Source organism: Caballeronia sp. LZ019, from assembly GCF_031450825.1.
Taxonomy (GTDB): Bacteria; Pseudomonadota; Gammaproteobacteria; order Burkholderiales; family Burkholderiaceae; genus Caballeronia.
Window position 1 is genome coordinate 25,074 of sequence record NZ_JARTVZ010000004.1, and the last position, 26,509, is coordinate 51,582.

Here is a 26,509-nt window from a genome sequence, read left to right on the forward strand (position 1 = left end):
ATATCCCTATGGCGCGCACGGGCGCTGGCGTGAATGATTCCTAAATCGTTCATTCCACCGGGGGTAGAACATGTCCAGGAAACTCAGATGGCTAGCCGCGATTGCCATCATGGCCTTCGACGCTGCCGTCAGCGCGACGAGCGCCGCGCCCAATCCGGCGACCGACGCTACACGCAAGGCCAACCAGGCGGTCGCAGACTATCTGCCATTCTCGAACACGCAGGATTTCGAGGACGTACGTCGCGGCTTTATCGCCGACCTGCCGAGTGCCGTGATCAAAGGCACCGCCGGCAACACCGTCATCGATCTCTCCCAGTATGATTTCCTGCATCAGAACGGTCCTGCTCCGGCCACAGTGAATCCGAGCCTATGGCGGCAATCGGAACTGCTAAGCACGCGAGGACTCTTCAAAGTGGTCGATGGAATCTATCAAGTGCGTAATATCGACCTCGCGAACATGACGTTCATTCGCGGAAAGACGGGCTGGGTCGTCATCGATCCGCTGACGTCAACCGAGACCGCGAAGGCCGCGCTTGATCTGGTCAACGACAAGGTGGAGCGCTTGCCCGTGAGCGGCGTAATCTTCACGCACTCCCACGTCGATCACTTCGCAGGCATTCGAGCGGTTGTGGACGAAGCGGACGTTCGCTCGGGCAAAATCCCGGTCGTCGCGCCCGAAGGTTTCATGGAAGAAGCCGTCAGCGAAAACGTCTTCGCCGGCAACGTGATGAGTCGGCGCGCATCGTATATGTACGGCAATCTGCTGCCGAAGAATCCCGCAGGAACCGTCGGTGGCGGCCTCGGACTTACGACAGCGGCGGGCACGATCACGCTGTTCCCGCCTAACAAGATCATCGACAAGACCGGTGAGAAGATGACCATCGACGGTATTGACATCGTATTTCAGATGGCGCCTGGGACCGAAGCGCCCGCCGAGATGCTCTTTTACTTCCCGCAGTTCAAGGCAATCGACCTGGCAGAGGACGCCAATCACACGCTGCACAACCTCCTCACGCTGCGCGGCGCGAAAGTGCGCAGCGCGCAGAAATGGACGAGCACGCTCGATGAAACCATCGACATGTGGGGCAGCGACGCCGTAGTGTCATTCGGCAGTCACCATTGGCCGCAGTGGGGCAATCAGCGCGTCGTCGAACATTTGGAAAAGCAGCGCGACCTGTATAAGTACATCAACGATCAGGTGTTGCGCATGGCCAACCAGGGCTTGACGATGAACGAGATCGCCGAGCAGTTCAGGCTCCCAGACAGCCTCGCGAAGGAGTTCTATAACCGTGGCTACTACGGAGACCTGAAGCACAATGTTCGGGCGACATACCAACTTTATCTCGGTTTCTGGGACGGCAACCCGGCGAACTTCAACCCGTATCCGCCGGCGGAAGAAGCTAAGAAGTACGTCGCGATGGTTGGCGCGGCCAAGATGATCGACACCGCGAAGGCTGCGTACAGACAAGGGGATTATCGCTGGGCTGCCACAGTTGCGAACAAGGTTGTCTTCGCTGACCCGCAGAATCGTGAGGCGCGCAGTGTCGAAGCGGACGCGCTGGAGCAACTGGGCTATCAAGCCGAATCGGGGCCGGCGCGCAACTTCTATTTGTCGGGCGCGCAAGAGTTGCGCGGCGGTGTACAGAAGGCGGCGACACCTAATACAAGTTCCCCCGACATCATTCGCGGCATGACAACGGACATGTTCCTCGACTTCCTGGCCATTCACCTCAACGGACCGAGAGCGGGAGACAAGTCGTATGTCTACAACCTGAGTTTCCCGGATACGAAAGAGCAGTACGTGTTGACGGTGAAGAACGGGGTGATGAACTATCGGAAGAACAAGCAACTGGACAAGGCGGATGGCACCGTCACGTTGAATCGCGCGACGCTTGACGACATTGCTCTCGGGAAGATAAAGCTCGGCAATCTCGCCGAGAGCGGTCAGGTCAAGATCGATGGCGATTCGGCAAAATTCAAGGACATGCTCGGAAACTTCGATAAGTTCGATTTCTGGTTCACAATCGCCGAACCTTGATATCAGTTGCCGACCCGCGATATCGTTCGATCACGGTTCACGCGCCGCACTGCCAATATGTAGATGCCGCGCGTGGACACGACTGCGTCCTGCTGACGGAAACCACACGACAAATGCGCTTCCACCGCCTTCCCTGGATCGGGACGTGATGGAGCCGCCATGGCATTCGACTATCGTCCGGACAATCGAGAGGCCAAGACCCATGCCGTGGACTTTAGTGGTGAAAAACGATTCGAAGAGCTTCGGTCGAATTGCTTCCGGGATGCCGTGACCGCGATCGGCAACGGTCAGCTCGACGCCGTGCTCGCAGGGTTGAGTCGTTATCGTGAGAAGACGTTCTAAAGGCTCCGTCTCATGCATTGCGTCCATCGCGTTGACTGAAAGATTGAGAAGTACCTGCTGAAGCTGAATCCGATCTCCGACGACGTCGGGACATGTCGCACAGAGGTTCGACTCGATGGCGACACGGCGACGTCGAGCTTCAGGCGCCAACAACGTCAGTGTCTCGTCGATAGTGAAATTTAAGTTCAGTTCGACGAACTCGACGGGGTGCTTTCGCAGCAAATCGCGCAGGCGTTGAACCACCTGACTTGCGCGTACTGCATCACGGCGCACATCAGCAAGAATCTGCTGAAGTTCTGCCACTTCGGGCTCGCGGTGCTCCAGGATCATCCCCGCCGCGTCGGCGTTGCTCAGAATGGCCCCTAGCGGTTGCCCAACTTCGTGCGCAATCGATGCGCTCAACTCACCGGCAGACGAGATGCGTGTAGCTCTGGCGAGCTCGTTGGCACGTACGGTTGCGGCTTCTTCGGCGAGTCTTCGCTTGCGATGCTGCCAGAGCAACGCGGCAATAGTTAAAGCTTGCAGCGCTACCACAGCAGCCACGAAGAGAACAGTGCCTCGATATTGATTCCAAAGGGATAGAGGCACATTGAGTTGCTCACAGTCGTCCGGAATCAGAGCGGAGCGAACCGCCAATTTATTGGCCTGGCCTCTATCGACGATGCATCGAGATCGCTGCGTCGGCAAAGTCGCACTGTGGGGCGATACCTTGCCAAGCAAGATGGATGCGGCGAGCTCGCCCGCTCGGCGTCCGTTGTCCTCGTAGCTTATAAAAGCACCGCCTATCAGACCTTGATTCAGGTAAGTCGGATACCACCCGTAAATGGGAGCACGCGACGCATGTGCGATCGGAGCGACAACTTCGAACGGGAAATAGGTTCGGCTTTCACGGTCACGATACATCGTCGTATAGATAACTGCAGCGGCGGACGGGTCAAGTGCGCTGAGCCGAGTCGTCAGTTCCTCGAGGGTGAGCCCGCTCCATATGCTTACCTCCCATTTACGAGATCGCCGGGATCGAGCCGCCTGTTCAGCCAGCCGCGAGGTAAAGTCGTCGAAATTGCTGTTTCCTGCCACGATCACGAGTTGCGTCGCTTGCGGCTGGAGCGCTTCTGCAAGGGCAATCGTCTTGTCCGCGTCAAAATGCCAAGGGATATAAGCAAACTCGGGAGGCATGCGTGCGACACGGCTTTCGTCGATGCTTGTGATCAGGATGGGTGTCTTGGGCCAGATGTCCCTGTGATATCGCGTGGTGAAATCGAGCGCGAAGTCGGCGATGCCAATCACAAGATCGATTCGTTTGTTCCCGTATTTCTTTTTAAGAAGCGCGAGGAACTGTGGAGTCAAGTCGTCACGATCGAATCGCAATTCGTCAAGGGAGTCTGTGTAAAACTCGACGCCATCTGGCGCAGCCGCAGTTAGGGCGCTACGCAGTGCTCGGATTTGGATCGCTACCGCTGGCTGCGTAGGATCGGCGCCCGGAAGAATGACGACTCGCCACCGCTCGCCGGCATGAACGGCCATTGAGAGCAAGCCAAGAAGCAATACCAGACAATACAAGCTCCAACGTCGCTGCAATTGCGCGGGGTAAGGCGATGCAACGCGCTGTGCCGCAGTTCTCTCGGGCATATCAACTCCGAAAGTTGGCGAGCCGACTTGGTCGTACGCACAATCGGAGCGGCCTGCGGTGTTTCACCTCCGATGATCGTACGACGCCCAATATAGCAAAGCTTACATTGACCTTGACGCCGTTCGGTGCTTCATCATCCTGTCAACATTGGGCGCTGCGCGCGTGTGCGGGCCGCTTTATCTTTCCTACCGGCCATCCGCTGTTGTTTGTATTGGATCACTGAGACGGGTCGGGAGTACGCACTGCCAACTGGCGGCTTTCGGGAAGCGGAATTCCACGGGCCGCTTTCCGGCGATGAACTTTCGGAGCGGACCGACGCAACGCGACCCAACGCCGCCATTCCCGTGACCCAGGGCCGGCAGGCAGGAAGCTGGCCACTTCGGTCATCCAGCTAGTTGGCTGAGCCTGGCGTCCATACATCCATTTCCCGGGGGCTGAGAGATTTGATCGCCTTCATCGGCTTGATGCCAGCTCCCTGATTAAGCGTAGAAGCTCGTCCAAAGGATACGGCTTATCCAAAACCGCAGCGAACAACGTTGCGTTAGATCGCGCAATCGCACCTTGAGCAGCCGTCGCAAGGATGATCGGAATTTCTGAAAACGCGTTGTCTGCTTTCAAAGCGCGCGCAAGGTCTAGTCCCGACATGATTGGCATCATAAAGTCAGTCACGATGAGATCGGGCTTGGTCGATTGGATCAGGTTCAGGGCTGCCCTGCCATCACTTGCCGCGGATACGTCGAAGCCTTCTTCCTTCAACAGGTAGCATAGGAAGTCAGTAATAGTAGTTTCATCATCGACGACGACAATTGTGGTCATTCTCCTCGCCTCTCGTTATTCTGCTGCGGCGTCGTCGCTGTTCAGTGCGAGACTTGCTGAGGGCGAGGAGGCGGTGGGTGACATCTGACCTGCTATGCGGATGCCGCCCGTCGAGATTTCAATTTCCGCTATCGACGGATCAAATGTGCTGTCGCGAAGTTTAACGACTACCATGCCGCGACGAACTGTCAACTCGTCTAACGCGTGATGCATGCTAACCAGGCCATCAAGCATACTGACCAGCCGGGGGGACGGGTTGCTCATTGCGGCACCGAGCATCTGACGCGTCTCCCACGTGCAGAGAGTCGTAACTTCCATGGCTCTCAGCTGATTCGTCAAAGCGGCAAAGAAGTCGATGAGTCGGTCGGGAACGACTGCCGCACTTTGAAATCCGCCCATTCCGTCGATAAACAAGCGCTTAATTCCGTGCTTATGAATCGCCTCCAGGAGCTGGCTAGCAAGCTTGTCGAGGATGTTTTCCGTGAGCGGTGTCCACATGACGTGCACCGCACCAGACTCGACCAATCGCTGTAACTCGATCCCTAACGCCGACGCTTTTGCCTTCAGTCTTTCTGGCGTCTCATAGAAGCCAAAGTGCAGCGATGGCTCGTGCACAGTACTGGCTTGCAGAAAGTTCAACCCGAAGGTGGTTTTTCCGCTGCCGGCCGGGCCCGTGATCAATGTCACGGAATCGGCCGGCAGCCCGCCTTGGATCCGCTCGTCAAAGCCGGCTACTCCCGTTGGCACCCGCCTGGCTGCTGCAGCCTCCATCTTGGACGGGAGAGCGAGAAGAGCCTCGAGGCGCGGATAGACCGTAATGCCCCGATCAGCGATCTCGTAGGCATGCAACCCCCCGAGAGAAGCGCTCCCCCTTGATTTAGCCACTCGCAGCCGACGAACCGTGCGCGAACCGAACAGCTCCTCGCGCAATTGGATCACGCCATCGACCATGGTGTGTTCCGGGCTTGCGTTCTCTGCGTCGGCGCTTGTCAGAAAAAGAACCGTACAGCCGGTAAACGACGCGTGCCCTTGCAGTTCAGCGACAAATGACTTGACATCAAGTGCATCCGACGAACGTTCGCGAGCGTTTAATAGACCATCAAGGATCAAGAGCGATGCGCCTTGGCGTTTCAACTCCAAACGGAGCGCGTCGACTAGCGCTTCTAGTCCTTGTTCGCGAAACACTTTGAGCAGGCTAATATAGCTTGCTTCTGCTCCTATACGATCAGCTTCATAAAATTCGAGCGTGGATAGGGACTGGAATAGCCGTTCATGCGACTCGGCGAGCAGAGTGACATACAGGACCCTCTCGCCCTGCTTCATGTGCGAGAACGCTATCTGGTTCGCTAGGATCGTTTTGCCGGACCCCGGCTGTCCCTGAATGATGTACGACGAACCGGCCACAAGTCCACCGCCTAAGACGTCATCGAGCCCGGGAACATTGCTTTTCAGCCTGATCAACGTTTTCTTCATTGTGAGGGTCTGTCAAGTCGAAATTCGGCGTCGGGCCACACCTGTCTGCAGGCGCACGCACTGGCCCGCCTTGCGACGTGCTGCATAGGCACGCGCCGCTCTACCTAAGGTCGGCCATACGTTAGTGCACGGAAACACACGGTTCCAAAGCGTGTGTTTCGGACGACGCTGAACGATAACACGCGTTACGGGCATGCCGAAGCAGTTCGCTACTTGTCCGCGTGCCGCGCAGTGCCCCGACGACCGAACAGTGTCACCAGAAAGCGCTCGAGCTCCCGATGTCGGCGGCCATCCTCATTAGGCAGTTCGGCCCATATGATCCGTTCGCTGGCCTTCGTTAGGCCATGGACGGCCCCATCGGCAGCCTACAAACGAAATTGCTGCCGTGCCCGCGGCCGGCACTTTCTGCAACGATGTTTCCATCATGCATTTCGACGAGCCGTTTCGTCAGTGCCAGGCCAATACCGAGCCCGCCAGGATCACGCGCGCAAGCCTGCTCGCCCTGGGAAAACATTTCGAAAATCGACGGGAGTTTTTCCGACGGTATCCCGATGCCATCGTCAGAAACGCTCAGGACAGCAAGATTGTCTTCAACCGTCAGGCTGACGCAGATGCGGCCACCAACGGGTGTAAATTTGGTCGCATTTCCGAGCAAATTTCCGATGACTTGCGTCAGCCGCATAGCGTCAGCAACTATACTGACCGGCCATCGCGGAACCTCGACGACGAGTTCCTGATTCGCCGCATCTATCTGCGGTCGGATCAGTTCGACACCTCGGTCAACTATGTCCCGCAGATCCGTGCCACACTTTTTCAATTCGATCTTTCCTGCCGTCACGCGCGCGCCATCAATGAGATCGTCGATCAGGCGGGTCATGTGGGCCACCTGTCTTTCAATCATGGCCCGCATGGGCTCGGCGTCCGTCCCGGGGCTGCTTCGGCGCATGACCTCCAAAGCGCTGCGAACAGGTGCAAGCGGGCTGCGCAACTCATGTGCAACGGTAGCAAGAAATTCAGATTGGCGTTGCAGGCTGCGATTCAGTTCATCGATTCGCAACTTTTGCTCTTGAGCTAACTTATGCTCGGTGACGTCCTGGAAGCAATTGATCGCTCCGACAATGGTGCCTGCCTCGTCGCGCAGGGGATCGATGTTCACCAGCACCCAAAGGCGTTGGCCGTTGGGCTGTTCGATCTGAAACTCGAGATTACGAAACGACGCTCCAGACCGTAGCGCCTCCACCATGGGAGCGCGGTCTTGCGGAAGAATCATCCCGTCCGGTAAGTGAAGCTTGTAAGCGCCGCAGTAGAGCATATTGGCATCTGCTGGCCCCAGCGACCTACCCCACAACTCTTCCGCTTTTCTGTTGTAGCGAACGATTACGCCGTCAAGATCGCAAACATACACCGCGACGGGAAGCGCCTCAATAAGCTCCTCGTCCAAAACGGGACGAGGCTTGATTTTCGACGAGATGGGGACGATCGCTGGCATTTTCACATTCCCGAACGCAAGGATGCCGACCGACCTTTAATGTCGGCAAAGATGCCATATTATCCTTTTCTAACAACGGCCGTCGGCAACATTGACCGGCACACGTCCCGTGGGCTTGTCGCTACGGCCGCTTTCGGTGTGCCACGGACGATTGAATGTCCATTCACGGGGCGGAGCAATTGTCCCTTCATGGCCGACTCCGGAATTCGAGAAGGTCGCTGTCGAACCGGTCGGGAGGCGCGTCCAGTCTGGCGCGTGGCTGCAGGGGGCTGAGTTATCCACAGATTACGTGGATAACCGTGTCGATAACGCGCCGATGCGGGCGCTATGTTATTGACGGGAAACACTAAACAGATAGTGATGCGACGGGCGATACGACCGCGTTATGTCAAGCAAGTCCAAGACGAGGATATTGGTAGTCGAAAGAGAACGTTTGATAGTTCGCCGTTTCATCCAGACACGTCAACGTTCCTGTTCACGCCGTCAAAAGCGATGCGCCTTTTTATAGCTGGCGCGCTTTTGCGCCAGCCACAGTAGTCCTGACGCGGCTAAACGTCAAAGCATTCCAGCAATGCGACGAAACCAACCTTCGACCTCTGCCGCGGGATCGCGTTCTGCCAGGCGGGCTGCCGTCATCAGCGGGAATGCTCTATTCGCAAGGCGAAGCTTGGCTGGATTGTCTTTCATAATCCCGTCGTACTTCTGCTGCGCGGAAAACGCCTTGGCGAAAAGTTTTGGGACGGCATTTCCATCGTCGTCCGGCTTGTCGCCAACGACAATTTCTACGCCGAAGGCCTCCTTGATGGCGTCGGCGTGCAGGTAGCACTCGATTTCGTACTTCGCGGTCTGAACGGCCCATGACCCGTCGGTGCGCTGATTGACCTCGTTCACCCAGTTCGCATAATCCGCAACATCGCGATCGTAAATATGTACTTCCCGGCGGTTGAGCGGCTTCAAGTAATGGTCGTTCACCCAATGTTTCAGCGTCGATCCGCCTAATGGTACGAAGGCGATGCGCTCGTCCGTCGTCAGATCGGGAATGGACGCGTCAGCGACATGTAGCGCGCGGCTGAGACATTTCAGGGCGATGATGTCCGTTGGCCCCTCCACGCAAAGCAGCACTTTCACTCGGCTGTCGGGAACTACGCCAAGTGTTTCGGCAACTTGTCCAAAGACATTTACGCCCTCTAGAATGACAGGCTTGAGAGCAACGTCGCGCGTAACGAACCGGATGCTGTCGGTTGGTAGTTCCGACGCGAAGCCTGGACTATGGGTCGTTAGAAGGACTTGACATCCTGGCTCGGCAGCCAGTGCTTTGAAAGACTCGATAAGGATGCGCTGATTGTTCGGATGTTGCGCGGTCTCCGGCTCTTCGATCGCGTAGATGATGCTGCGGCTGACGCTTGTTCGAACCCGGCGCTCCGCTTCGGCCTTGAAAAAACTGACCAGCACGAGGCGTCGCACGCCGCTGCCTCGCTTGTTAAGTGGAATCCCGTCGTCCGTGTCCATGCCGACCGAAAATAAGCCTGTCCATTTCGTCGCCGACGGCGGCGTGAACTGCGGCGTCAGTTCTTTGGCGAGGTTCGGATCGATCGTCTTCAACGCGTCGTGAGTGCTCTTGGCGATCATTTCGGCCTTTTCTTTGACCTTTGCCTGGATGCGGTTGATATCGTCCTGCACTTCCGCGATCGCGGCGGCTACGGCCGCTTTCATCGGGTTTTGCACCTCACCATCCGAATCGCGGCTGCTGCGATCACTTTGGAAGAGCGCGAACATCGGCAGATACGTCTCAAGCTGATCCCAGATACGCTTGCTGTCTTCCTTTGGTTTAGTGACAGGCAACTCGACCTCCTGCAGTTGAAGATCCGACGCAGCCTGCCACAGAGCCTGCCGCATACCTGGATTGCCTTTAAGCGCCACGTCGAGCTTCTGGTCCTGGACGCGCTTCTGAAGGTCTCTCTCCTTCAGATCGAGTAGATCTGCGACGCCAGCGGCAGTCGGATGGTTCGCGAGAAGAAAGACTTCGGCGGAAGGAGTCTTTTTACTGCAGTCGAAGACTTTCCGGATCTTCAACGTGCCGGCGGCGGAAAGCAGGTATTCTGACGCCAGGGAAGTTTCCGCGCCGGCGTCAAGCGTCAGCTTCGGCGGCAAGTCTAAGAATTCGCAGGTGATGGTCACCAACTGGTTTCCAACGTTGTAGATATTCGCATCGCCTTGCTCGAGCTTCACCGTCTCGTTATTAAAGAAAATTTCCAGTGCTTCAAGCGCCGAAGATTTGCCAATATCGTTTTTGCCGACAAAGGTGGTCAGGTCGCCAATTGCAACCGTTACTTCTTCGCGGTAGCAACGAAAGTTTTTAATTGAAACCGATTTTAGTCTCATTCTAGTTTATCGTTATATCAATGTGTTTGTTGTTTCCTGTGCCGTGGCGCATGTGAACCACGACTGACAGGTTCGATTAGCTGTCTAGCGAATGTTCCCTCTGCAGTCTGCCCGGATAGTACGAACGAAAGAATACCCATTTTTACCGATGAAAGGCACGGTGTGTCAGAATTGCCACAGAAGCTGGGAATCCCGAGGAAATGCGCCCTAGGCTGGCGCACGGCGTGACTAGGTGCGTGGCCCACCCTAACCCTCGACAGGACCCGAGACTCATCCCGTGGCGTGCCTTCGAAGAACTCCGCGAAAATGCCGTTGCGCACAGCGACGGCGGTCCCGGGGGCATACGTGCACCATCTTTAGCATTTGCCTTGCTTGCACAGTTAATGCAAGCAAGCTATGCTTGCATCATTTACATGCAAGCACGGGTTTGCTATGAAAGATGAATCGAAAGTGTCGGGCGGCGTTGCGCGGGCCAAAGCTTTAACGCCACAGGAACGAAGCGCCATTGCCCGGAATGCGGCACTTGCCCGTCATGGAAAAGCGTTTCCGAAAGCTATCGCAGAGGGCTACCTTCAGATGGGCGACCTCAGGCTTCCGTGCGCTGTGTTGGACGATGCCGACAATACGCGTGTTCTTACGCAGGAAGGTTTTCTTAACGCTATCGGACGTGCAGGTAAGGCGAAAGGAGGAGAAGGCGCCTCGATTGACGGAAAGCCCGCTTTCCTTCGCGCGAAAAACTTAGAGCCGTTCGTTTCTGATGACTTGCTGGCCTCTATGACGCCGCTAGAATTTGCGCCACTGCGAGGACCCGGCTATGAAGGAAGGGCTTTCGGGTATCGTGCCGGTTTGCTTCCTGGCGTCTGCTGGGTCTATCAGGATGCGATGACCGCCGCACAACTGCTGCCAAGCCAAATGCATATCGGCCAGGCATGCAGGGCATTGTTGAAAGCCCTTACCAACTATGCCATCGAAGATCTTATCGACCAGGCGACTGGCTTCGAGGATCTCCGCAAGCGTAATGCGATCCTTAAGATTATCGAGCAACACGTCCGCAAAGACGCCTTGCCTTGGGTCAAAATGTTCGACGTTGATTTTTATCGACACATTTATCGGCTCAACGGCTGGAATTTCGATCCGGCAAAGACTGCACGGCCGGGCGTCATCGGTCATTGGACAAACGACATCTACGATCGACTCGCACCGGGAGTTAGGCCGGCCCTTCACGATCGAGTACGTCGCAACGCCAACGGTCGGCCGACACAAAAGCTGACGCAATACCTTACGCCCGAAGAGGGAAAGCCCCGCCTTCGCGAACTGCTCGAAGGCGTGAAAGCTCTCATGCGCATATCCACGACGTGGGAAGATTTCACCCAAAAGCTCGATATAGCATTTCCTAAATTGAATAGTACTCTTCAATTGCCGTTCGACACTGAACCGTTGAGATTAAGCAAGCAATAATCGACGTTAAAGAAGGTGGGAAGGCCTCACCTCAAATGGCGGGAGCGTCTTACTTCACTTTCTCGAGCCATTGTTATCGCGGCGGAATGACTGACTACTTCGCAGCCTCGACGAAGGCTTTCAGGTCGTCGAGGCGATGATCCCAAAACAAAGCCACTTCCTTGTCATTCTGCACGATCTCAAGGTTGGTGGGGCTGAAAACACCATTCATAACGGCCGCCGCGATCAAGTTAGCGCGGCCAATTTCGCGATGCCAGATTGTCGCTTTCCCGCCGGTGTCGTGAACGATCCTCTTATAAGAGTTCACGGACGAATTTGAGACTTTGCACTCGATTGCCATTATCCGGCCATCACGCAGCGTTGCTACAACATCGGCTCTCGCGCCGGCTAGCGGGGTCTCGCCCATAAACTGTCCTGGCTTCGGGGCACGGGACGAGTTGGGGATGTCATGTTTTTTGATCTGCTCGAAACCGATCGACAATAAAAGGTCTTTGACTTTGTTTTCCTGCCGATCCTTGGCGTCATTGCGGCGGAACGTCTCAACCTTCCGCGCGGCTACCAGAGCGGACGATGCCACGATCGCTGCCGCCCGCTCCTCGGGCAGCGGATCGCGATTTTCTTCGATCCACGGGAAGCGATGCGGATCGAGGATCCGAAATACGATGTCGCGGATGCGCGTCGCGCTGTCCGGGTTCGACTTCAATGTGCCTGGTGCAAGCGACGCCTCGGCAAGCGTCTTGAGATCATCCTCTGAGATCGGCGGCGCCGTCAGATAACAAAATGCGCGGCGTGAATCGCCATCTCGCATTAAATCGGCGATCACGTTCACATCAAGCTGCGGCTCTTTCAGCTCGGGCAAGCGATCGACAATCTTCGCGAAGATGCCGGAAAATGTCTTGAAATGCTGGGAATAAAGTTCGAGGGGTTCGTCCAACCGTTCTCTGCGGAATGCGATCGTCGCGGTTTCTGCGTCGTCTCTTAGCTGCTGCACGGTCCATTTCTGCGGTGATGACGTCATTCGAACTCTCTAGCCGGGACCGTGTCCGCTTCAATCCTTCGGCTCTCACTTATGAGTCCGCCGGCTTCGGCCGCCCCCTTTATGGAGCCGTTATTGTGCGGGAAAGCGACGACTTGGTCCAGCGCCTCTCGCGGCCAAGCGGCCAAGCGGCCAAGCAACCGCCGATTAAATGAATTGTTCCTTTGGGATGAGGATGCGTTCAACTTCTTTGGGCTCAAACTTCGTCAGCCCACCCGCATAGGTGCGGCCGCTCTCGACTTTAACGTTCTCGCGAAGCCACGCGCCCAGGCGATCCAGAGTTTTATCATCAAGCGCCTGGCGCGGATAGACGCCATGCGCGATGTTGATATGCCGCGCCCCACATAAATTTCTCACGAAGGCCGGCGCGCGCCGGGCCATGTAGGTACAGATAATCGGCGCGGGCTCTTTCAGGCCCACAGCCCACCAGGCGCGACGATGCTGCGCGATATAGGATTGATCGGCGCCATGTTGCTTCGCCCATTTCAGGAAACGGCAGACGGCCTTCAATTCTTCAGGATCGTCGAGCTCGTCGAGATCGGCCGGCAGGTCGATGACTTTGCGCAGGGCGGACGCATCCTTCAAAACCTCGCCAGCATTGAGCAGATCCTTTGCCTTGGTGATCGTCGCTTTCAGCACAGACGCGGGCATTCCCGATACGTTTTGCCCCGCTATCCAGACGGCATTTCCACCCGTCACCTGGCCGCGATGCACACGACACAGTTCGCCCAGCTCGATATAGCCGGCTGGCACCGCAGCGCTCGGCCGGATGATCGTCGACCAGCGTTTCGATTGGGACACGACGTCCCACGGCACTTCGTTTCCCGCAGAAAGGCAGTTCAGGCTCGAAAGCGTTTCGACCTCACGCACCTTCAGCGTTTCCGGTCGGCGACCGACATTGAAGCAGGCAATAGCGCCCGTCGTCGTAGCGTCGGAGAACGGCATCGCTTTCGGATTAAGAATATGCAGGCCGACGCCGCCCAACTCTTTTGCCAGAAGCGATCGAAGGGCTGAACCGTAGTTCACGTCGAGCCATTCAGACGACGTAATGAACGCGCCCACGTCGCCATCCTTCGCCAGCTGCAACGTTCTGACGAAGAAATGAATGTGCAGGCCGGCCAGCTTGCTCGCCTTGACTCCAAATTCTGCAGCGGCATCCCCGAACCAGTTTTTCCAAGCCGTGCCGATATTGTGGTGTCGCACATAGGGCGGATTTCCGATAAACAGACTTTGCCCTTTGACGGCGGGAAGCAAGGCCTGCCGATAGTCGTTGACGATGACGGTAGACCGCTTCTCCAGGCCACGCACCGCCAAATTTGCGCGCAGCATAAGCGCCGCCAGCGGGTCCATCTCGATCCCGATCAGCTTCGCTTTCTTAAACCGTTCGCCCGCCTCCAAGAGGAAGCGGCCGCTGCCAGCTCCCGGATCGACGATCCGAGCGGGCGAAGACGTTGAACGCCGCCCAATTAACCATCGATTGGATAATGGACAAAGGCGTGTACGTTGCACCCTGGCTGCGGCGTTCTTCAGGCGATCGAATTCCGGAGAACGCATCGCCGAGAGGATCTTCGCCGTCCTCAATCCGGGCGCGGACGGACGCGATCAGCTGCGCGTCAACGACCCGTTTCGCCACACGCTTCAGGAGCGCGGCTTCGTCTTTGGACAGCATCGTTGCGGAGCCGATCAGCGCGGCGGAGATCGCGACCAGGTCCTGCTCCGTTCTAATTTCTTTCATCTTTTCGCTGCCGTTTGTATTGCTCCCACAGCTCAACAAATAAATCCTTGAGAAGAACGCCCCGATGGGACGCCTCCGTTTTCACCTCGCGCGCCATCGCTTGCGGCAGGCGAAACCCGACAATTTGGGTGTCTTCCGGCTTTACGCGGTTGCGGCGGGCTGGCTTTTTTGATGAGGTATTCATGGTCCAGGATTTTGTTCAACTAGTTCGACAGCTTGTCAACTTTTCGATGCGGGAGGACCGATCAGATTGTAGTGGCAAGGCCCCTTGCTGCCGCTGCATCATCCCCGTCCACTTGAAAATCCGGATTTGGCTGCTGCACGAGTCGCCAAAGGGGCAAGGCTTCACTTTGGTAGTCTTCCGGGATGCAGAGCGCGAAGGCGGCGGGATCGGCCGCGACATCGAGCGCGATAGGGCGTCTATCCTTGACCGTCATTTCTGCATAAGCTGAGGTCACCAGAGAGCTCAAATGGCCGATTATCTCGAAGTGCTGCCCTTCATTGGTCGTCTCCGGCCGTGCCGTGATGATGACGCCAAGCAGCTTTCCGTCTTCGACGATGGCCTCACTGGTGTCAGGCCACTTCCCTGACCGCATCAGCCTAAAGGCGATCTCTTGCTCGGCAGAATCGACAATCTCTTTGCCGGCGCAAAATAATTTGGCGCTGCGGATGATGAACCGCGCCCGGCCACGTTTGTCGACCGCATGCGCCTCCGCAGGATCAGCGAGCAATTCAATTTTTAGTTCCGGCAAGGTTGCGATCACCACATCCCCGATCGAGGACATCTCATTCCTTGCCATAGCGTTCGGGAAGGTAATGATGTGGTCATCGTCTTCTTCCTGGAAAGACTGCCGCGACAATAGGCACCAACTGCGCCAGCTTGAGAAAAAGACGGCAAACTTCAACGACGCCCCGTTCATGTCCGCGTATCGATCCAACTGGTCGACATAGTCGCGTTTTAACGAGAACGGCCGCTCGATACCGTCGCCGTGACAGTTCTTGACCTCGACCAGTAGCTGGCTCCGATCCCGAAGCACTAGCCGGTAATCGGGGATCTTCACTTCCCCGTCAGCAACGAAGATATCGCCGGCATCCTCTGCTTTCACCATCAGACACCGCCCGAGCGCGCCCGCTACGTGCGCGAATAGAGCTTCGATACGCTTCCCGTGCAGCATGTTGAGGTTGGCTTGGGAAGCTTTGAGTGACTTCTCGACCGCATTGATGAAGTGGTGATAATGAGCCTCGCTGCCTAGGCGATATCCTGCTTCACGGCTGATGGCGGTGAAAAGATTAAGAGGTTCAAACTTTCCGGGGTCTCTCGCGATACGCTTCATCTTCAACCTCTAACTTATCGGCTTGTGCGTTCTATGGCCATCGTGGCAAATTGAGCGGTCACACTTCAGATCCATTTTTCGAGAGCCATACCGTATCGGCGCGACTTTTTTGTCAGCGTGCAAACCGTCCTGTCGCAATGTTCCAAGCCTTCACATCTTCGTCGTCAATCCAGCTCGCCGCGAGTTCGCATGCGGCTCGTGCCGCGGCGGCAACGGCATCGCCTTGAATCGCCACCTCAAAGCTGCTCTCGCTAATCTCGGCAGCGATAATGCCCTCGCGCGGACGGGAAAACGAGATGCCCGTCTCGACCAGCAACTTGATCAGATCGTCGCGGGAGTTCAGCGGGTCGAACTGCTCGGGGTTCACGGCCACCACGCGGTCCGCATCGGAGAACGCAGCCAGGCCGGCGCGCAGGTTGATTTCTTTATCCGTCATCTGTCTTCCTGTGTTCCTGTGTTCGGACGCAAGACGCGCCGGGATGTGTTTAATTTTGTCAGATACGCCTGCAGCGAAACGCGCTTCTCATCGCCCCGTCTTATGCGCAGCGGCGTCGGCATAGTAGCGCGCCACTTCTTCGACCACGCGCTGCTTTTCAGCCTGGACATAGATGGTCGTCGTCTGCAACGACGCGTGGCCGAGCACCTTCTGCACGACGTCGACCGGGACATCATCGGCAACCGAATGGGACGCGAAAGTATGTCGTAGGGCGTGCGCGTTGGCCTGTCCGAGCTGCCGCCGCTCATCGAGGCTCAAGTCGTCCATCGTCTCAACCAGTTCGGTGACCATTCGACTAATCAGCCGGTTCAGTCCATCCGCGGTATAGCCCGCCTCATTCGCCGGCTGCCCCTCCCCACCCTCCGCGCCCTGCCCCGCTCAGTGTCGCCGGCGTGACGCGTCGGTCCATGGAATGATGACGGGGCCAAGCAGCGGCCCGCTCTGTTCGTCTTTTTCGCTCGCCCCGTTAAAATCCTGCCCCCGGTCGCGCCAATGCGCGCGCAGCGCGGCCAGCGTCGCGGCGCTCACCGGCACCGTGCGTTCGCGCTGGCCCTTGCCGACGAGGGTCAGCTCCCAGACTGGTCGCTCGGGCGTGCCAAAGGATGAAGGGCGCAGAGCCTCACGCCGGGCGCTTGCGGCTTCTTCACGCCGCAGACCCGAATCGCCCATCAACAAAATTGCCGCGCGCACGGCGCGCCACTGCACGCCGGCTTGACGCGTGTTCGTGTCCATGCGCCACTGCGCACCGGCCGTCCCCCCGCTCTCTTCTGCTGAGCGCACATCGAGCTCGTCGCGCAGCTTGCGCCACAAATCGGCCGGCAACGCGCGCTCGATCTTTATTGGCCGCTCGCGCTTGATCACCACCGGATCGTTGACGGCCTTCCATGGATTGCCGGCGAGATAGCGCACATCGACCCACCAGGCGAAAGCCGTCCGCAGTACCCGCACGGCATATCGCTGCGAGTCGGGTGAAAGCGTCCCAGAAAGCGAAGCTTTCCCGTCGCCCGCGACAAAAGACGTGGGCAAGGCGAACGGACGCCAGCGCAGCGAATGCCGCGGGAAGCGCTCCCCGACGAAGCGCTCCCCGACGAAGCGCGGGTCCGGGGCTTTCAGAAAGTCCTTGTAGGCCTCGCAGTCATCGACCCGTAGATCGCTCAACGCCTTCCCGCGCAGCACCACTGCCCACAACAGAAACCGCTCGAGCTCCTTGGTGTACGCGCGCAGGGTTTTCGGCTGATCGCGAAAGCGGTTCAGATACGCCCGCACTGCATCGAGATCGTGGTTGGCCTGGATATAACAGAACGCAGCCGAGCGGTTTTCCCCGTGGGCGCCGGAGAGCGCATGCGGAACGGCAAGGCGCTCGAGCGGCGCCAGCGTCAGTTTGGCCGCGGCGCCGTTTTGGCCGCTGCTGCTCAAGCCGCTTTCCGTCACCTTGGCGGCCGACACAATCTCGACCAGATCGGCCGCGATCAACGGCACGCCGTCCCGCTCTTCGGAGTCGACGTCGGCGTCGATCGTTAGTTGCAGGGACACCTGCTGCTTACGTAGCCAGCTCACGATCGCACGTGCCCGGCCCGGGCCGATCCGCGGAATCGAGCGCCACCAGCTGCCGCCGCGCCGGTTGCAGAACGCGACGAGTTCGCCGAGCGTCTGAATGCCCTCGCCTTTCAGTCGCCGCGCGACGCGTGGGCGCAGCCAGGCGCCGATCGGATGATCGGCCCGCGGCGGCAGCGCAGCCAGTTGCGCCGCCTCGGTCACAAGCGGAACGTCACGGCGGTGAGCAACGGCCGCCCATGCTGCCTCATTGACGCGCGCAGGTGATCGGCGAGCGCGCTCGAGCCGTGCGCGAGCGCGAGCGCCACCAGCGCGTCGAGCATCGCGGTGAGATATCCCTCCATCGCGCCGGGCGTGGCCGCGTGCGGATCGTCGTCCGGGTCATAGTAAGTGCGCGCGATCACCGCGGGCGGAATACGCTGCACGTACGCGCGCAGGGCGGTGAAATCCTTGGTCGTGTAGCGGCGCTCGAGGGCAAGTGATTCGCTGAGCTTCTCCGGGGGCCGCGTTGTCTTGGCGGTGAGCTTTTCCGGGGAAGACGAAGTGCGCTCAGGCATCGTCGCCCTCCTCGCCTTGCCCATTGTCCGACCGATCGCCCGGCACATCACCGTATCTACGGACATCCATCGACGACGGCGCCGGGGCGCGCAGCCGCGGCAGGCCAAGTTGGTCGAGCGCGTCGCTGGCCTGCGCCATGAACGCCTCGGGCCAGGTCGCGCACAGGAACTCGAACGCCGGTCGGGCCTCGCGCAGCAGTTCCGCGAGGCGCGCATTCTCCGCGGCGTACGCGGTGACATCAAAGTCCGTGGTTGGGCGCGCGCCGTACATCACGCGCTGCACCAGCTTCACGGCACCATAGTCCGCGATGAAGTCAATCACCGGCAGGAAGCGCGGCAGTGTACTGAGCGCGGCGCCATAGGTTTCAGCGAGCGCGATCACGACCGCCAATTCGAGCCGCGAGGGCTTGACCGGTAATGACGGCACCGCATCGCCGTGCGCGGTGAGCCACGCGGCGGCCGCCCGCCGCTTGAGCACGATGGCTTCGTTCAACTGCCAGCACCACCTGCGCGACGGCCGCAGTCGGCGCCTCACCGGGCCACCGCTGAGCTGAATTCAATGCGTCGTTCGAGGTGTCGTCCGATCTTGCCCGCGAATCGGCCGGCTCAGAGTCGGAATTGGAGTCATCCGGCGAAAAACCTTGCGCCACGGCCCGCTCCTGTGAGGTGTAAAGGTGAATTCTCGAATTCTACCCCTGAAACGCTATCCCGATAATAGACATTATCAGGCGTGCTAACTACTTGAGAAGGGGAAACGGTCGCGACGTTATCCTGTTGCGATGCCATTGCAGCTATCTAAAAACGAGCGGCGAGAGTGCTGCAATCTCCGCTACCTTCTACACGCGAGAACGCTCGTGTTGGCTCACATCAACAGGGCCATCTCGCTGATTCTCGAACGAAAACTGGCTGACGAATCGAACTATCTCTGTGGTTGCGTCAGGCCCGCGACAGTCCGTAAAACTGCCGTCAGGATGACCACCCGACCACGCGTGACCAAGACCGTGGACGACCGACCCATCGCTCAGCAAGCAACGATCCGTCTTCGTCACGCCAAACGTCGCGGGTGTAGGCGTGGCGTCCCGACTCACAATCGACTCGTGTCGTTGCACACACGCGCGTGTCGGTCGCCTGACGGTTCAACAACTGGCTCATCTCTATGATCTGCTCGCCGTTAACGGGTTGCACGGTGTCGTCAGCGTCACCGTGGAAAACGATCAACGCACGGTGCGCGTCCGAACCACGTGCTCTTCTCGTTTTGGCAAACAGATCGCGCTTCGGCCATCGTTCATCGAGCGCAACGCTGAGAGATGCTCGCTGGCTACCCCGAATGCTATGCCTGAATGGATAGCGGCTGCCGCGTATAGGTCTGGATGCGTGACGGCGAGGTTGATCGCCATGGCGGCCTCCTGCGGGCAGGCCCGCTACATGCACCCGCGCACGATCTACGTTGAAGCGGATAATAAGCTCATTCGTGAGGGCGGCGAGTGCCGCGGCCTCCCCGGTGTCGCGGGCCTGATACGACCGCATAAACCAGTTCCAGCAACGCAACAGATTGGCGCTTTCCGATTGCTCCGGATACACAACAATGAACCCAGCGTCTTCTGCGGCCACGTTCATCTGTATCCCAGCCGCGAAGTCATCAGGGTGTTGCTGCGCGCCGTGGAGCATGGCCATCATCGGTAACGGCCGCCCGTCGTAACTGCTTGGAACGTAGGCCTTCGCGTAATGCGCGTGCCCGCAATGCTCAACTGTGTGGCTCAACCACTGCGATTCCTTGATCGCCGGCTGCTGCGGTTCATCGGGCAATGTGGCGGCAGAAGTCGCGGGCGTTCGGGCGCGCACCGCCGAAGTCAAATAGTCACCCCTGCCCGCTGGATCCGGTGACCGGTTCACGTCGCCGCTCGCCTGCGTCATGGGTGAATCTTGCGCTGCGCGGTCAAGGGCCGCATAGTTGTGTGCGTCAAGTTGTGCAGAAACCGGATGACGGTGGTTTCAGTTGATCCATCTGCGCTGAGTGCGGCGCGGAGGGCGTAGCCCGCAGCGCCGAACCCGCGCGCCCGCTATGCAGCCGCGCGCAAGAACTCCTTCTTCTGCTCGGCCAGCAAGGCCATGTTCAGATAACGGCTGTCTTCCAGCCACGTTTCATGCGTTTCGCTACACAGGGCCCTGATCAGCCGAAGGCACGACGCTTCGTTGGGAAAGATGCGCACGATACGCGTGCGCCGCCGGATTTCCTCATTCAGTCGCTCCAGCATGTTGGTGGACTTCAGGTGCTTGTGATGCGCGCGCGGCAATCGGTAAAACGTCAACGTCTCAGCGATGTTGCCTTCGACCCAGTCCACCAGCTTCGGATATTTTCCCTGCCACTTGCTGATCCACGCAGCCAGATCCCGGTCGCCGGCAACCAGCGCTTCCGCTGACCGCCGGTTCGTACTACGCTTGGTCGTGGCCATGGTGCAAGCCCTCCCGAGGGCAGGTTGACGAACTGGACATTCATCAACTTACACCACGGCCACCCCGCCTCTGCGCTCCTGACGCCTCAGCGTTTTTGCACATCGTTCAGCACACTACCGGCCGCATCGTCGCGGCACGAGAGAAACTCTCCCGACATGAAAGCGCCTGGCATGGCATACGATCAGAACCCGTTATGCGCGAGGAAAAGTTTAGCTGCGGTCGAGTATGATCGGGCGAGTCATGCCGCTCCAGGTGAATCTGCTGCTCACAAAGGCCTGGGCTCTTCACTGCCGCTTTGACGCTTCCTTTTACTCCTTTTTTGCGGCTTTCTTTTCCTTCGGCGTTTTCGTCGCCGCCTTCTTGTGTGTCTTTTTGCGTCTTGTGATTTACTCATCGCATGCTCCTCATAGGCTGGCTGTCTTCAACAACAGTTAAGGGCGGAGCAATACCCCCTACGCCAGTGGCAGGCCCGTCCCCAAGGCGCTCTGTCAGCAAGTCGGCCAGCGTCTTTGCGTCGGACTGATCTGCGGCTGCGCTGCCGGTCCAGTCGTTGTACTGAACCGACGCTTCTAACGTTCCATTTTATTTCCTCTGAGGAATTAGAAGGCATATCTTGACGCGCCCGGTGCGACGGCGCAATCGCTCGGTACCTTCAAACCGCGTCGGCACCACGTTCCGCCGCCCGACGTCTGCGCTGATGCAATCCGTGATAAAGATGCGTCCGCGGATGAGCTGCCTTGCGCTCCCGCGCGTACGGCTTCCGGCGATCGTCAATGGTAAGGCTTTCGCACAGCGCCAAAAGTTTGATGATCGGCTTTTGCATATTGGTTTTTTCCGGCGACTACGCCGCCATGTCAGCAGCGTCTCTGCCTTAAGCCAAGTCCGATCAGGAACCTCAGAACAGCGACGATGACCGAACAATCGCGCCGAAAACACATCAATCGTTGCCGCGATCGGCCTCGATCCGACCGCTTACGGCGCATACTCGATGCGCCGGACGAAGGCGACTTTGATTTATAGGCGGACGAGAACCTCAGAGCGGTACAACTTCTGCACTTCTGCGTGGACATCGCAAACTTGAAAGCACCGTTCGATACCTCGGCATAGAGTTCGACGACGCGCTCGAGATTCCCGAGCAAATGGAAATCTAAAAAAGTCGCGGCCGTAGGACAGGCTGTTTGTCGCTGCGGCCGCTGTCGCGTTTGGGGTACCGCTCCCATTAAGGGTACTCGATGCCTGCCATCGGTCACAGGAATGTGACGGTGCCTCTTCGCGGGTTGGCAGGCGTCGAATGACCCTTGACGAGGTCCGAAGCGGTCGCGCACGAGTTCGACGTGCTTCACACGCGTGCAGTGCGGGAGAAGGCTATCTGTGCCCAGCCGTCCGTGCCTCACCATCTTGGCCAGTAGCTTTTTTCCCGCCAACGGTAAACGCCGATGTGCTGGTCGTCGATTTGTGCTGCAAGCAGCGTATCGTCATTGGAAAACGTCGGTTTCGGCGTACGCGCGTCGCGACCGATGCGCCTGAAAGGCCCGAGTTTCTGTTCACGCGGCTCGCCTGTCGTGAGATCGACGACCCAGATAGCTCCACTGCCCGTAACGGCCAGCAACGTACCCGCGTTGTTAAGCGACATCGAGCGTACTGCGCCAAACTCAAGGACGTGCCACGAACCGGCGTTTTGCGCACGGCCGAGTCTGACCGGGGTTTGACCATTGAAGAGTGAGTTATCCGGAGCCTGACGTCCGATCCTCTCCGCAAAGGTACGGCCTTCGCCGCTCAACGCGGATTCGTAGCCGGACCAGCTATCTTGTACCCCTTCAGGACACTGCACGGTGACACTGCTATCCCCGGCCTGTTTCAGCTTCACAGACCTGGGACCGCGTTTGTCGAAGAATTTGCAGAGGACCACTTCGAGTCCCGAGTCGAGCAGATGGAACGGCGCATCGGAGAAGTAACTGTAGTTGGCAACGGTGAACGCGCCGACTGCCCTTCCTTGCATGTCAAAACTCGTGATCCAAAGATCGGCGGCGAGACTGGTTGACGTAAGATCGCTTGGCGCTCGGTACACGCGGGCCCCCAAAGCAATGAAACGGCCGTTCGCAGATATGGACGCCAACATGTCGCTCACAAGGCCGGAGTCGACACCGAGGAGAAAACGACGTGGGCTCGGTTGAACGCTGCACGTGTTTTCGACACGGTACGTTTGAAGCGCGACGCCCTTCAATGCATCTTCTTCGCCGATTGCACGGACGAGCAGCACCGTTGTGTCCTTGCTATCCGCAAAGCCGGCATCCAGAAACGGTCCGACTTCGAGGACACAGATTCGCCGGCCCGATTCGACATCGAATATCTCGATGGCTGCATGTCCGCTGTTGACCATCAGGAAACGGCCATTCGGACTAAAACGCAGGTTCGCCGCTTTCCAGTATTTTGAGGTGATGGAAGGCGTGATCTTGGCGACTTCATCCCACTGATAAGGTACATGCCAAAGGCATCCGATGCCGACAACGGCCAGTCCGGCGACCACCAGAAACCGGTAGCGCCGTCTGCTGCTTTTGATCTCCTCGATGTGCGGCTTGGCGAGCTTGGAGTGAAAGCGTCCGAGCGGAAGGAAGTCTCCCGGGCCGTCGCAACCGAGTACGACACGAAAGTACGGACGTATGAGGTAAAGGCAAACGATAAACGGAAGGGCGTACGTCACCAGATTAGATGAAACCCGGCCTCGCGAGGCAAACGTTACGGAGAAGCAGAGGGCGCACAGCGCGGCCAGCAACGTGGCGAGCGTCCCGCGCCGGCTCCAGATTTTCGCTCGGAGCGAGCCGGTCGGCGCCCACACATGCGCCGCCGACCATGGCGCCATACAATGCGCCGTACATTCCGGCGCGACATGTGCTGCCCCGCCAGCGCCCGCAATGTGCTCCATGATCATTTTGCCCACTTGGGCATCCCCCCAGTAGCCGCCGTGGGCGAAGATGGGGTTGCTTCGGTATGTGTTGGACGGTGCATCCAGAGAGGCATGAGTTTCGGTGTCAAGCCCAAGGGTCGTGCCGACGAAATCCCACACGCGATAGATATTGATCCAGCGCAGGTTAGGTAGCGTGACGGCAAGGTGCCGCTCAATGTCGCCTGCAGGCGGAAACATCTCTGGAAAAAATCGTGCGAAGAACCGATTGATGGGCGAGCCCATCGTGACCCAGGTGATCGAGGGGGCGTGGCGAAGAAGATCGGGATGAGCAATCAATAAATCCGCTGCAATGACCGTGCCGAGACTATGAGTGAGCAAGATTATTTCGGCATCCGGATGTCTTGCCACGATCCCTTCGACGAAGCGATGCAGCGCAGTTACAAGCCGCTGCCGGTAGGTCCGCAATGCGATATAACGAATAAAGTCCGCTGTCATCTTCAGGCAGATCGCTATGACTTTGTTGAAGCGGTAAAGCATCGACAGACACAATGTGTACGTCACGAGCATCAGTCCTCCGCGCATTGCAAGAGGGAGCGATCCGGTCAGGTTGCTGACCAGATCGTTCAACATGAAACTTCCGATGACTAGAGCCGTGATGTACGTACCCAGCAAAACAAGCGCAACGGGCCATGCGACGATCAGGACGATTCGCCGGAGTACCGGGCAGAGCCAGGCCCGGCTCGTGCCAGTTAGGCCAGACAACACGCAGGCAGCGGCGAGCAAGGCCATCATGTGCACATAGATTGAGCCAGTGGCTTCCGCAGACGGGAATAATAGCGCTCTGTCGATATTAAGAAGAAAAGCGAAAGTGATGGTGAACAACAGAAAAGGGAACAACAGGACGGGTACGAGCGCGCCTACATGCAAGGCAACGGCGAGCACGTTGTTGAGACGAAGTGACCAGCCGGAGAGTCCGGCATACGCGCCATCTGCCTTGAAAAAGCCCAGATGCGGTGCGAGAAAGTGCGCATGGCATATCTGCGCGACTGGCTGAAGGCGCGGTTCATAGAAGTCGTGAAGACTGAAGGGCGCGGCAACCAGATGATCCCAGTCGAAAATGCAAACTTCGGTGTCCGAAGATCCATGCGCCCGGACGATCTCGTCGGTCACGCGATCCTTGTCGAAGTAGTTCACTCCATGCACGACGATCGCTTTCGTATGCATCCTGGGCCTCGCGGACGAGCCTCGGCGTTGAATGCCCGATCCGGAACATCGAATCGTTTGATGTTTCATATTGCCTTTCAGAGGTTTACATCATAGAAACAAACTAAGCAAATTGCATTATCGACTCGCGCTGGAATGACCCTATGACCAGTCATCTATCGAACGATCGGCTTCTGGTGGTGGTTCTGGGCTCCGACTGTTGTGCCGGGTACGGCCCTACAGGAAGCGATGCACGCACGTCCGGGCAATCGGCGGAGTACTTTCGCAACTATGCCCTTTCGAAGGACGGCCTCGACGTGGGAGAAGACCGGCTGCTCTGGTTATTCAACAGTCCGTTCAGCAGTACGTTGATGATCGAGTTGATTCACGAGTTCGCCGAAAAGCATCGACAAGAAGCGTCGGAGGGCAGCCCATTACAACTTCTCTTCTATTACAGCGGCTTTGCCGGTTTCGATCAGCAAAGTGCCGGCGCAGTGTTTCTAGGAGTGCATTCCACGAGCGCCATTCACCCGTCAGGCTCCAGTCTGTCGATCGGCGCGCTGCGAAAGGCAACGCAAGCGTGCGGCCCGAGCGAGCGCATTCATATAATCATCGACGCAGTCCTTCTGATGCAACACGCCGAAGCCGAACGAATGCCGACGGTCCCGACATCGCTTGTCGACCAGTTTCTACAGGAACCGATGACGCGTCCGACCACCGTCTTCGTCAGCCTGTCCACGGGTGCGCCGTGCGCGTCCGGAGCCGCACCTCCGACCTATTTTGCGCAGGCCTTGTCCGATGCGTTGACGCGAGGTGTGGCGAATCGGTCGTCCCATCTATCCATCAACGAAGTCGCGCGGCTGGTGCGTATCGAGTATGAGCAGACGTCCGCCTCGTCCGATGTGCGGACGCTATTGACGACAGCGGAAGCGGATAGCCTTATCGCGCTCTTTCCCAATGCGGCGCGTAGCGGGTTTTGCAACGTAGAAACGGACGAGAGTGCGGCGACCGAATCGGTTCGGTTATTCAAGGACTACCGCAATCGTGAGATTGAGTGGCCGGAGATTCCGGTGCCGGTCCGCCTTTTGCTTGACGAGCGAAACGCCGTGTCGCAAGGTGACCTCTGGCTTGCCGGCCTGCACTTTCGCACGAAGCAGGTCGGCATGTATGTGACTTTTGCGCTCTGCCTGCTTTTTTTCCTCGGCCCTGTCGCGATCGTGTGGGACCTGATCAAGGACTTCGCGTGCGTATCCGGATTCATCACTTCGAGTGTGATCGCGCTCGGTGCATTGTTTGCCGCCTGTAGTATTGATGGCGCGATGCTCAATATTCGCATACTGAGGCGCGGAGGCAGGCTGTTGCGTCCGCCGTCAATCAGAAGCATCAACGAATTCTCGCCGGAGTGGGAGGAACTGCTGCTGGTCAACGCGCTTCGTATTCCGGCGGTCCTGATATCGCACGAAGGCGCGCTGTATACCTTGCGAGCCGTCCGTCTGCAGATTCTGATCTATTTGGTCCTTGTTCTGGCCTTCGGCACGGTTTGCGTGCTGGGCGCGTGGACATTGGCGCTCCATATGATTAATGCATCTCATTGCGCAAGGTAAGCG

Annotated in this window: 21 protein-coding genes and 2 pseudogenes; 4 read left to right on the forward strand and 19 right to left on the reverse strand. The window is 58.1% G+C overall.

The annotated features are described in order from the left end of the window. Positions 1-109: 109 nt before the first annotated feature. Positions 110-2,038 carry an alkyl sulfatase dimerization domain-containing protein gene (locus P9255_RS11955; RefSeq protein WP_309789546.1) on the forward strand — a complete coding sequence of 643 codons (1,929 nt, stop codon included), beginning with the start codon at positions 110-112 and terminating at the stop codon, positions 2,036-2,038. Positions 2,039-2,068: 30 nt separating this feature from the next. Here the strand turns inward: P9255_RS11955 and P9255_RS11960 are convergent, their stop codons facing one another. From P9255_RS11960 to P9255_RS11980, 5 genes are all read right to left on the reverse strand, one after another. Further along, complete coding sequence (locus P9255_RS11960; RefSeq protein WP_309789547.1) at positions 2,069-4,009, reverse strand: ATP-binding protein; 1,941 nt, start codon at positions 4,007-4,009, stop codon at positions 2,069-2,071. Between the two features lie 454 nt (positions 4,010-4,463). Further along, a complete protein-coding gene (locus P9255_RS11965) occupies positions 4,464-4,826 on the reverse strand; it encodes a response regulator (protein ID WP_309789548.1) in 363 nt (120 codons plus the stop codon). 15 nt (positions 4,827-4,841) lie between these two features. Then, on the reverse strand, positions 4,842-6,299 hold the full coding sequence (locus P9255_RS11970; protein ID WP_309789549.1) for an ATPase domain-containing protein: 1,458 nt from the start codon (positions 6,297-6,299) through the stop codon (positions 4,842-4,844). 337 nt (positions 6,300-6,636) lie between these two features. Beyond that, positions 6,637-7,788: a PAS domain-containing sensor histidine kinase gene (locus P9255_RS11975; protein ID WP_309789550.1), complete on the reverse strand. Its 1,152-nt coding sequence runs from the start codon at positions 7,786-7,788 to the stop codon at positions 6,637-6,639. A gap of 555 nt (positions 7,789-8,343) precedes the next feature. Then, positions 8,344-10,170, reverse strand: a complete 1,827-nt coding sequence (locus P9255_RS11980) for an ATP-binding protein (RefSeq protein ID WP_309789551.1) — start codon at positions 10,168-10,170, stop codon at positions 8,344-8,346. A 432-nt stretch (positions 10,171-10,602) separates the two neighbouring features. On the opposite strand from P9255_RS11980, the gene P9255_RS11985 reads away from it, so the two are divergent. Beyond that, positions 10,603-11,628: a P63C domain-containing protein gene (locus P9255_RS11985; protein WP_309789552.1), complete on the forward strand. Its 1,026-nt coding sequence runs from the start codon at positions 10,603-10,605 to the stop codon at positions 11,626-11,628. A gap of 94 nt (positions 11,629-11,722) precedes the next feature. Here P9255_RS11985 and P9255_RS11990 read toward each other — a convergent pair whose 3' ends face one another. The 13 genes and pseudogenes from P9255_RS11990 to P9255_RS12050 form a co-directional block, all read right to left on the reverse strand. After that, the gene (locus P9255_RS11990) at positions 11,723-12,646 is read right to left on the reverse strand and encodes a XamI family restriction endonuclease (RefSeq protein WP_309789553.1); all 924 of its coding nucleotides are present in this window, start codon (positions 12,644-12,646) and stop codon (positions 11,723-11,725) included. 165 nt (positions 12,647-12,811) lie between these two features. Further along, positions 12,812-14,062, reverse strand: a complete 1,251-nt coding sequence (locus P9255_RS11995) for an Eco57I restriction-modification methylase domain-containing protein (RefSeq protein ID WP_309789555.1) — start codon at positions 14,060-14,062, stop codon at positions 12,812-12,814. Beyond that, positions 14,040-14,399 (reverse strand): hypothetical protein, encoded by a 360-nt coding sequence (locus P9255_RS12000; RefSeq protein WP_309789556.1) that lies wholly within the window; start codon positions 14,397-14,399, stop codon positions 14,040-14,042. The genes P9255_RS11995 and P9255_RS12000 overlap by 23 nt, the downstream gene beginning before the upstream one ends. Next, positions 14,386-14,583 carry a hypothetical protein gene (locus P9255_RS12005; protein WP_309789557.1) on the reverse strand — a complete coding sequence of 66 codons (198 nt, stop codon included), beginning with the start codon at positions 14,581-14,583 and terminating at the stop codon, positions 14,386-14,388. The genes P9255_RS12000 and P9255_RS12005 overlap by 14 nt, the downstream gene beginning before the upstream one ends. Positions 14,584-14,644: 61 nt before the next feature. After that, the gene (locus tag P9255_RS12010; RefSeq protein ID WP_309789558.1) at positions 14,645-15,733 is read right to left on the reverse strand and encodes a hypothetical protein; all 1,089 of its coding nucleotides are present in this window, start codon (positions 15,731-15,733) and stop codon (positions 14,645-14,647) included. Between the two features lie 112 nt (positions 15,734-15,845). Next, complete coding sequence (locus tag P9255_RS12015; protein WP_309789559.1) at positions 15,846-16,169, reverse strand: hypothetical protein; 324 nt, start codon at positions 16,167-16,169, stop codon at positions 15,846-15,848. Positions 16,170-16,256: 87 nt separating this feature from the next. After that, positions 16,257-16,520: a tyrosine-type recombinase/integrase gene (locus P9255_RS12020; protein ID WP_309789560.1), complete on the reverse strand. Its 264-nt coding sequence runs from the start codon at positions 16,518-16,520 to the stop codon at positions 16,257-16,259. 87 nt (positions 16,521-16,607) lie between these two features. Beyond that, a complete protein-coding gene (locus P9255_RS12025) occupies positions 16,608-17,987 on the reverse strand; it encodes a site-specific integrase (protein WP_309789562.1) in 1,380 nt (459 codons plus the stop codon). Further along, positions 17,984-18,340 carry a hypothetical protein gene (locus P9255_RS12030; protein ID WP_309789563.1) on the reverse strand — a complete coding sequence of 119 codons (357 nt, stop codon included), beginning with the start codon at positions 18,338-18,340 and terminating at the stop codon, positions 17,984-17,986. Before P9255_RS12030 ends, P9255_RS12025 begins: the two co-directional genes overlap by 4 nt. Beyond that, complete coding sequence (locus P9255_RS12035; protein WP_309789564.1) at positions 18,333-18,833, reverse strand: hypothetical protein; 501 nt, start codon at positions 18,831-18,833, stop codon at positions 18,333-18,335. The genes P9255_RS12030 and P9255_RS12035 overlap by 8 nt, the downstream gene beginning before the upstream one ends. 721 nt (positions 18,834-19,554) lie before the next feature. Then, positions 19,555-19,737, reverse strand: a complete 183-nt coding sequence (locus tag P9255_RS12040) for a PHB depolymerase family esterase (protein WP_309789786.1) — start codon at positions 19,735-19,737, stop codon at positions 19,555-19,557. Between the two features lie 16 nt (positions 19,738-19,753). After that, a pseudogene (locus P9255_RS12045) lies at positions 19,754-20,254 on the reverse strand (alpha/beta hydrolase family esterase); the annotation flags it as partial. Positions 20,255-20,400: 146 nt separating this feature from the next. Beyond that, positions 20,401-20,793: a transposase gene (locus tag P9255_RS12050; RefSeq protein WP_309789565.1), complete on the reverse strand. Its 393-nt coding sequence runs from the start codon at positions 20,791-20,793 to the stop codon at positions 20,401-20,403. Positions 20,794-21,737: 944 nt separating this feature from the next. Between P9255_RS12050 and P9255_RS12055 the strand changes: the two are divergent. Beyond that, a pseudogene (locus tag P9255_RS12055) lies at positions 21,738-21,945 on the forward strand (integrase); the annotation flags it as partial. Positions 21,946-22,184: 239 nt separating this feature from the next. Here the strand turns inward: P9255_RS12055 and P9255_RS12060 are convergent. After that, positions 22,185-24,893, reverse strand: coding sequence for a hypothetical protein (locus tag P9255_RS12060; RefSeq protein WP_309789566.1), 2,709 nt, complete (start codon positions 24,891-24,893; stop codon positions 22,185-22,187). Positions 24,894-25,066: 173 nt separating this feature from the next. Between P9255_RS12060 and P9255_RS12065 the strand changes: the two genes are divergently transcribed. Beyond that, positions 25,067-26,506, forward strand: coding sequence for a hypothetical protein (locus P9255_RS12065; protein WP_309789567.1), 1,440 nt, complete (start codon positions 25,067-25,069; stop codon positions 26,504-26,506). Positions 26,507-26,509 lie beyond the last annotated feature (3 nt).

Excerpts from the sequence above, each read along its gene's own strand:
- P9255_RS11990 (WP_309789553.1), bottom strand. The coding sequence starts at position 12,646 with ATGACGTCATCACCGCAGAAATGGACCGTGCAGCAGCTAAGAGACGAC.
- P9255_RS12005 (WP_309789557.1), bottom strand. The coding sequence starts at position 14,583 with ATGAATACCTCATCAAAAAAGCCAGCCCGCCGCAACCGCGTAAAGCCG.
- P9255_RS11955 (WP_309789546.1), top strand. The coding sequence starts at position 110 with ATGGCCTTCGACGCTGCCGTCAGCGCGACGAGCGCCGCGCCCAATCCG.
- P9255_RS12010 (WP_309789558.1), bottom strand. The coding sequence starts at position 15,733 with ATGAAGCGTATCGCGAGAGACCCCGGAAAGTTTGAACCTCTTAATCTT.
- P9255_RS11960 (WP_309789547.1), bottom strand. The coding sequence starts at position 4,009 with ATGCCCGAGAGAACTGCGGCACAGCGCGTTGCATCGCCTTACCCCGCG.
- P9255_RS11980 (WP_309789551.1), bottom strand. The coding sequence starts at position 10,170 with ATGAGACTAAAATCGGTTTCAATTAAAAACTTTCGTTGCTACCGCGAA.
- P9255_RS12000 (WP_309789556.1), bottom strand. The coding sequence starts at position 14,399 with ATGAAAGAAATTAGAACGGAGCAGGACCTGGTCGCGATCTCCGCCGCG.
- P9255_RS11970 (WP_309789549.1), bottom strand. The coding sequence starts at position 6,299 with ATGAAGAAAACGTTGATCAGGCTGAAAAGCAATGTTCCCGGGCTCGAT.
- P9255_RS11965 (WP_309789548.1), bottom strand. The coding sequence starts at position 4,826 with ATGACCACAATTGTCGTCGTCGATGATGAAACTACTATTACTGACTTC.
- P9255_RS12030 (WP_309789563.1), bottom strand. The coding sequence starts at position 18,340 with ATGCCTGAGCGCACTTCGTCTTCCCCGGAAAAGCTCACCGCCAAGACA.
- P9255_RS11985 (WP_309789552.1), top strand. The coding sequence starts at position 10,603 with ATGAAAGATGAATCGAAAGTGTCGGGCGGCGTTGCGCGGGCCAAAGCT.
- P9255_RS11975 (WP_309789550.1), bottom strand. The coding sequence starts at position 7,788 with ATGCCAGCGATCGTCCCCATCTCGTCGAAAATCAAGCCTCGTCCCGTT.
- P9255_RS12020 (WP_309789560.1), bottom strand. The coding sequence starts at position 16,520 with ATGGTCACCGAACTGGTTGAGACGATGGACGACTTGAGCCTCGATGAG.
- P9255_RS12015 (WP_309789559.1), bottom strand. The coding sequence starts at position 16,169 with ATGACGGATAAAGAAATCAACCTGCGCGCCGGCCTGGCTGCGTTCTCC.
- P9255_RS12050 (WP_309789565.1), bottom strand. The coding sequence starts at position 20,793 with ATGGCCACGACCAAGCGTAGTACGAACCGGCGGTCAGCGGAAGCGCTG.
- P9255_RS12040 (WP_309789786.1), bottom strand. The coding sequence starts at position 19,737 with ATGGCGATCAACCTCGCCGTCACGCATCCAGACCTATACGCGGCAGCC.
- P9255_RS12065 (WP_309789567.1), top strand. The coding sequence starts at position 25,067 with ATGACCAGTCATCTATCGAACGATCGGCTTCTGGTGGTGGTTCTGGGC.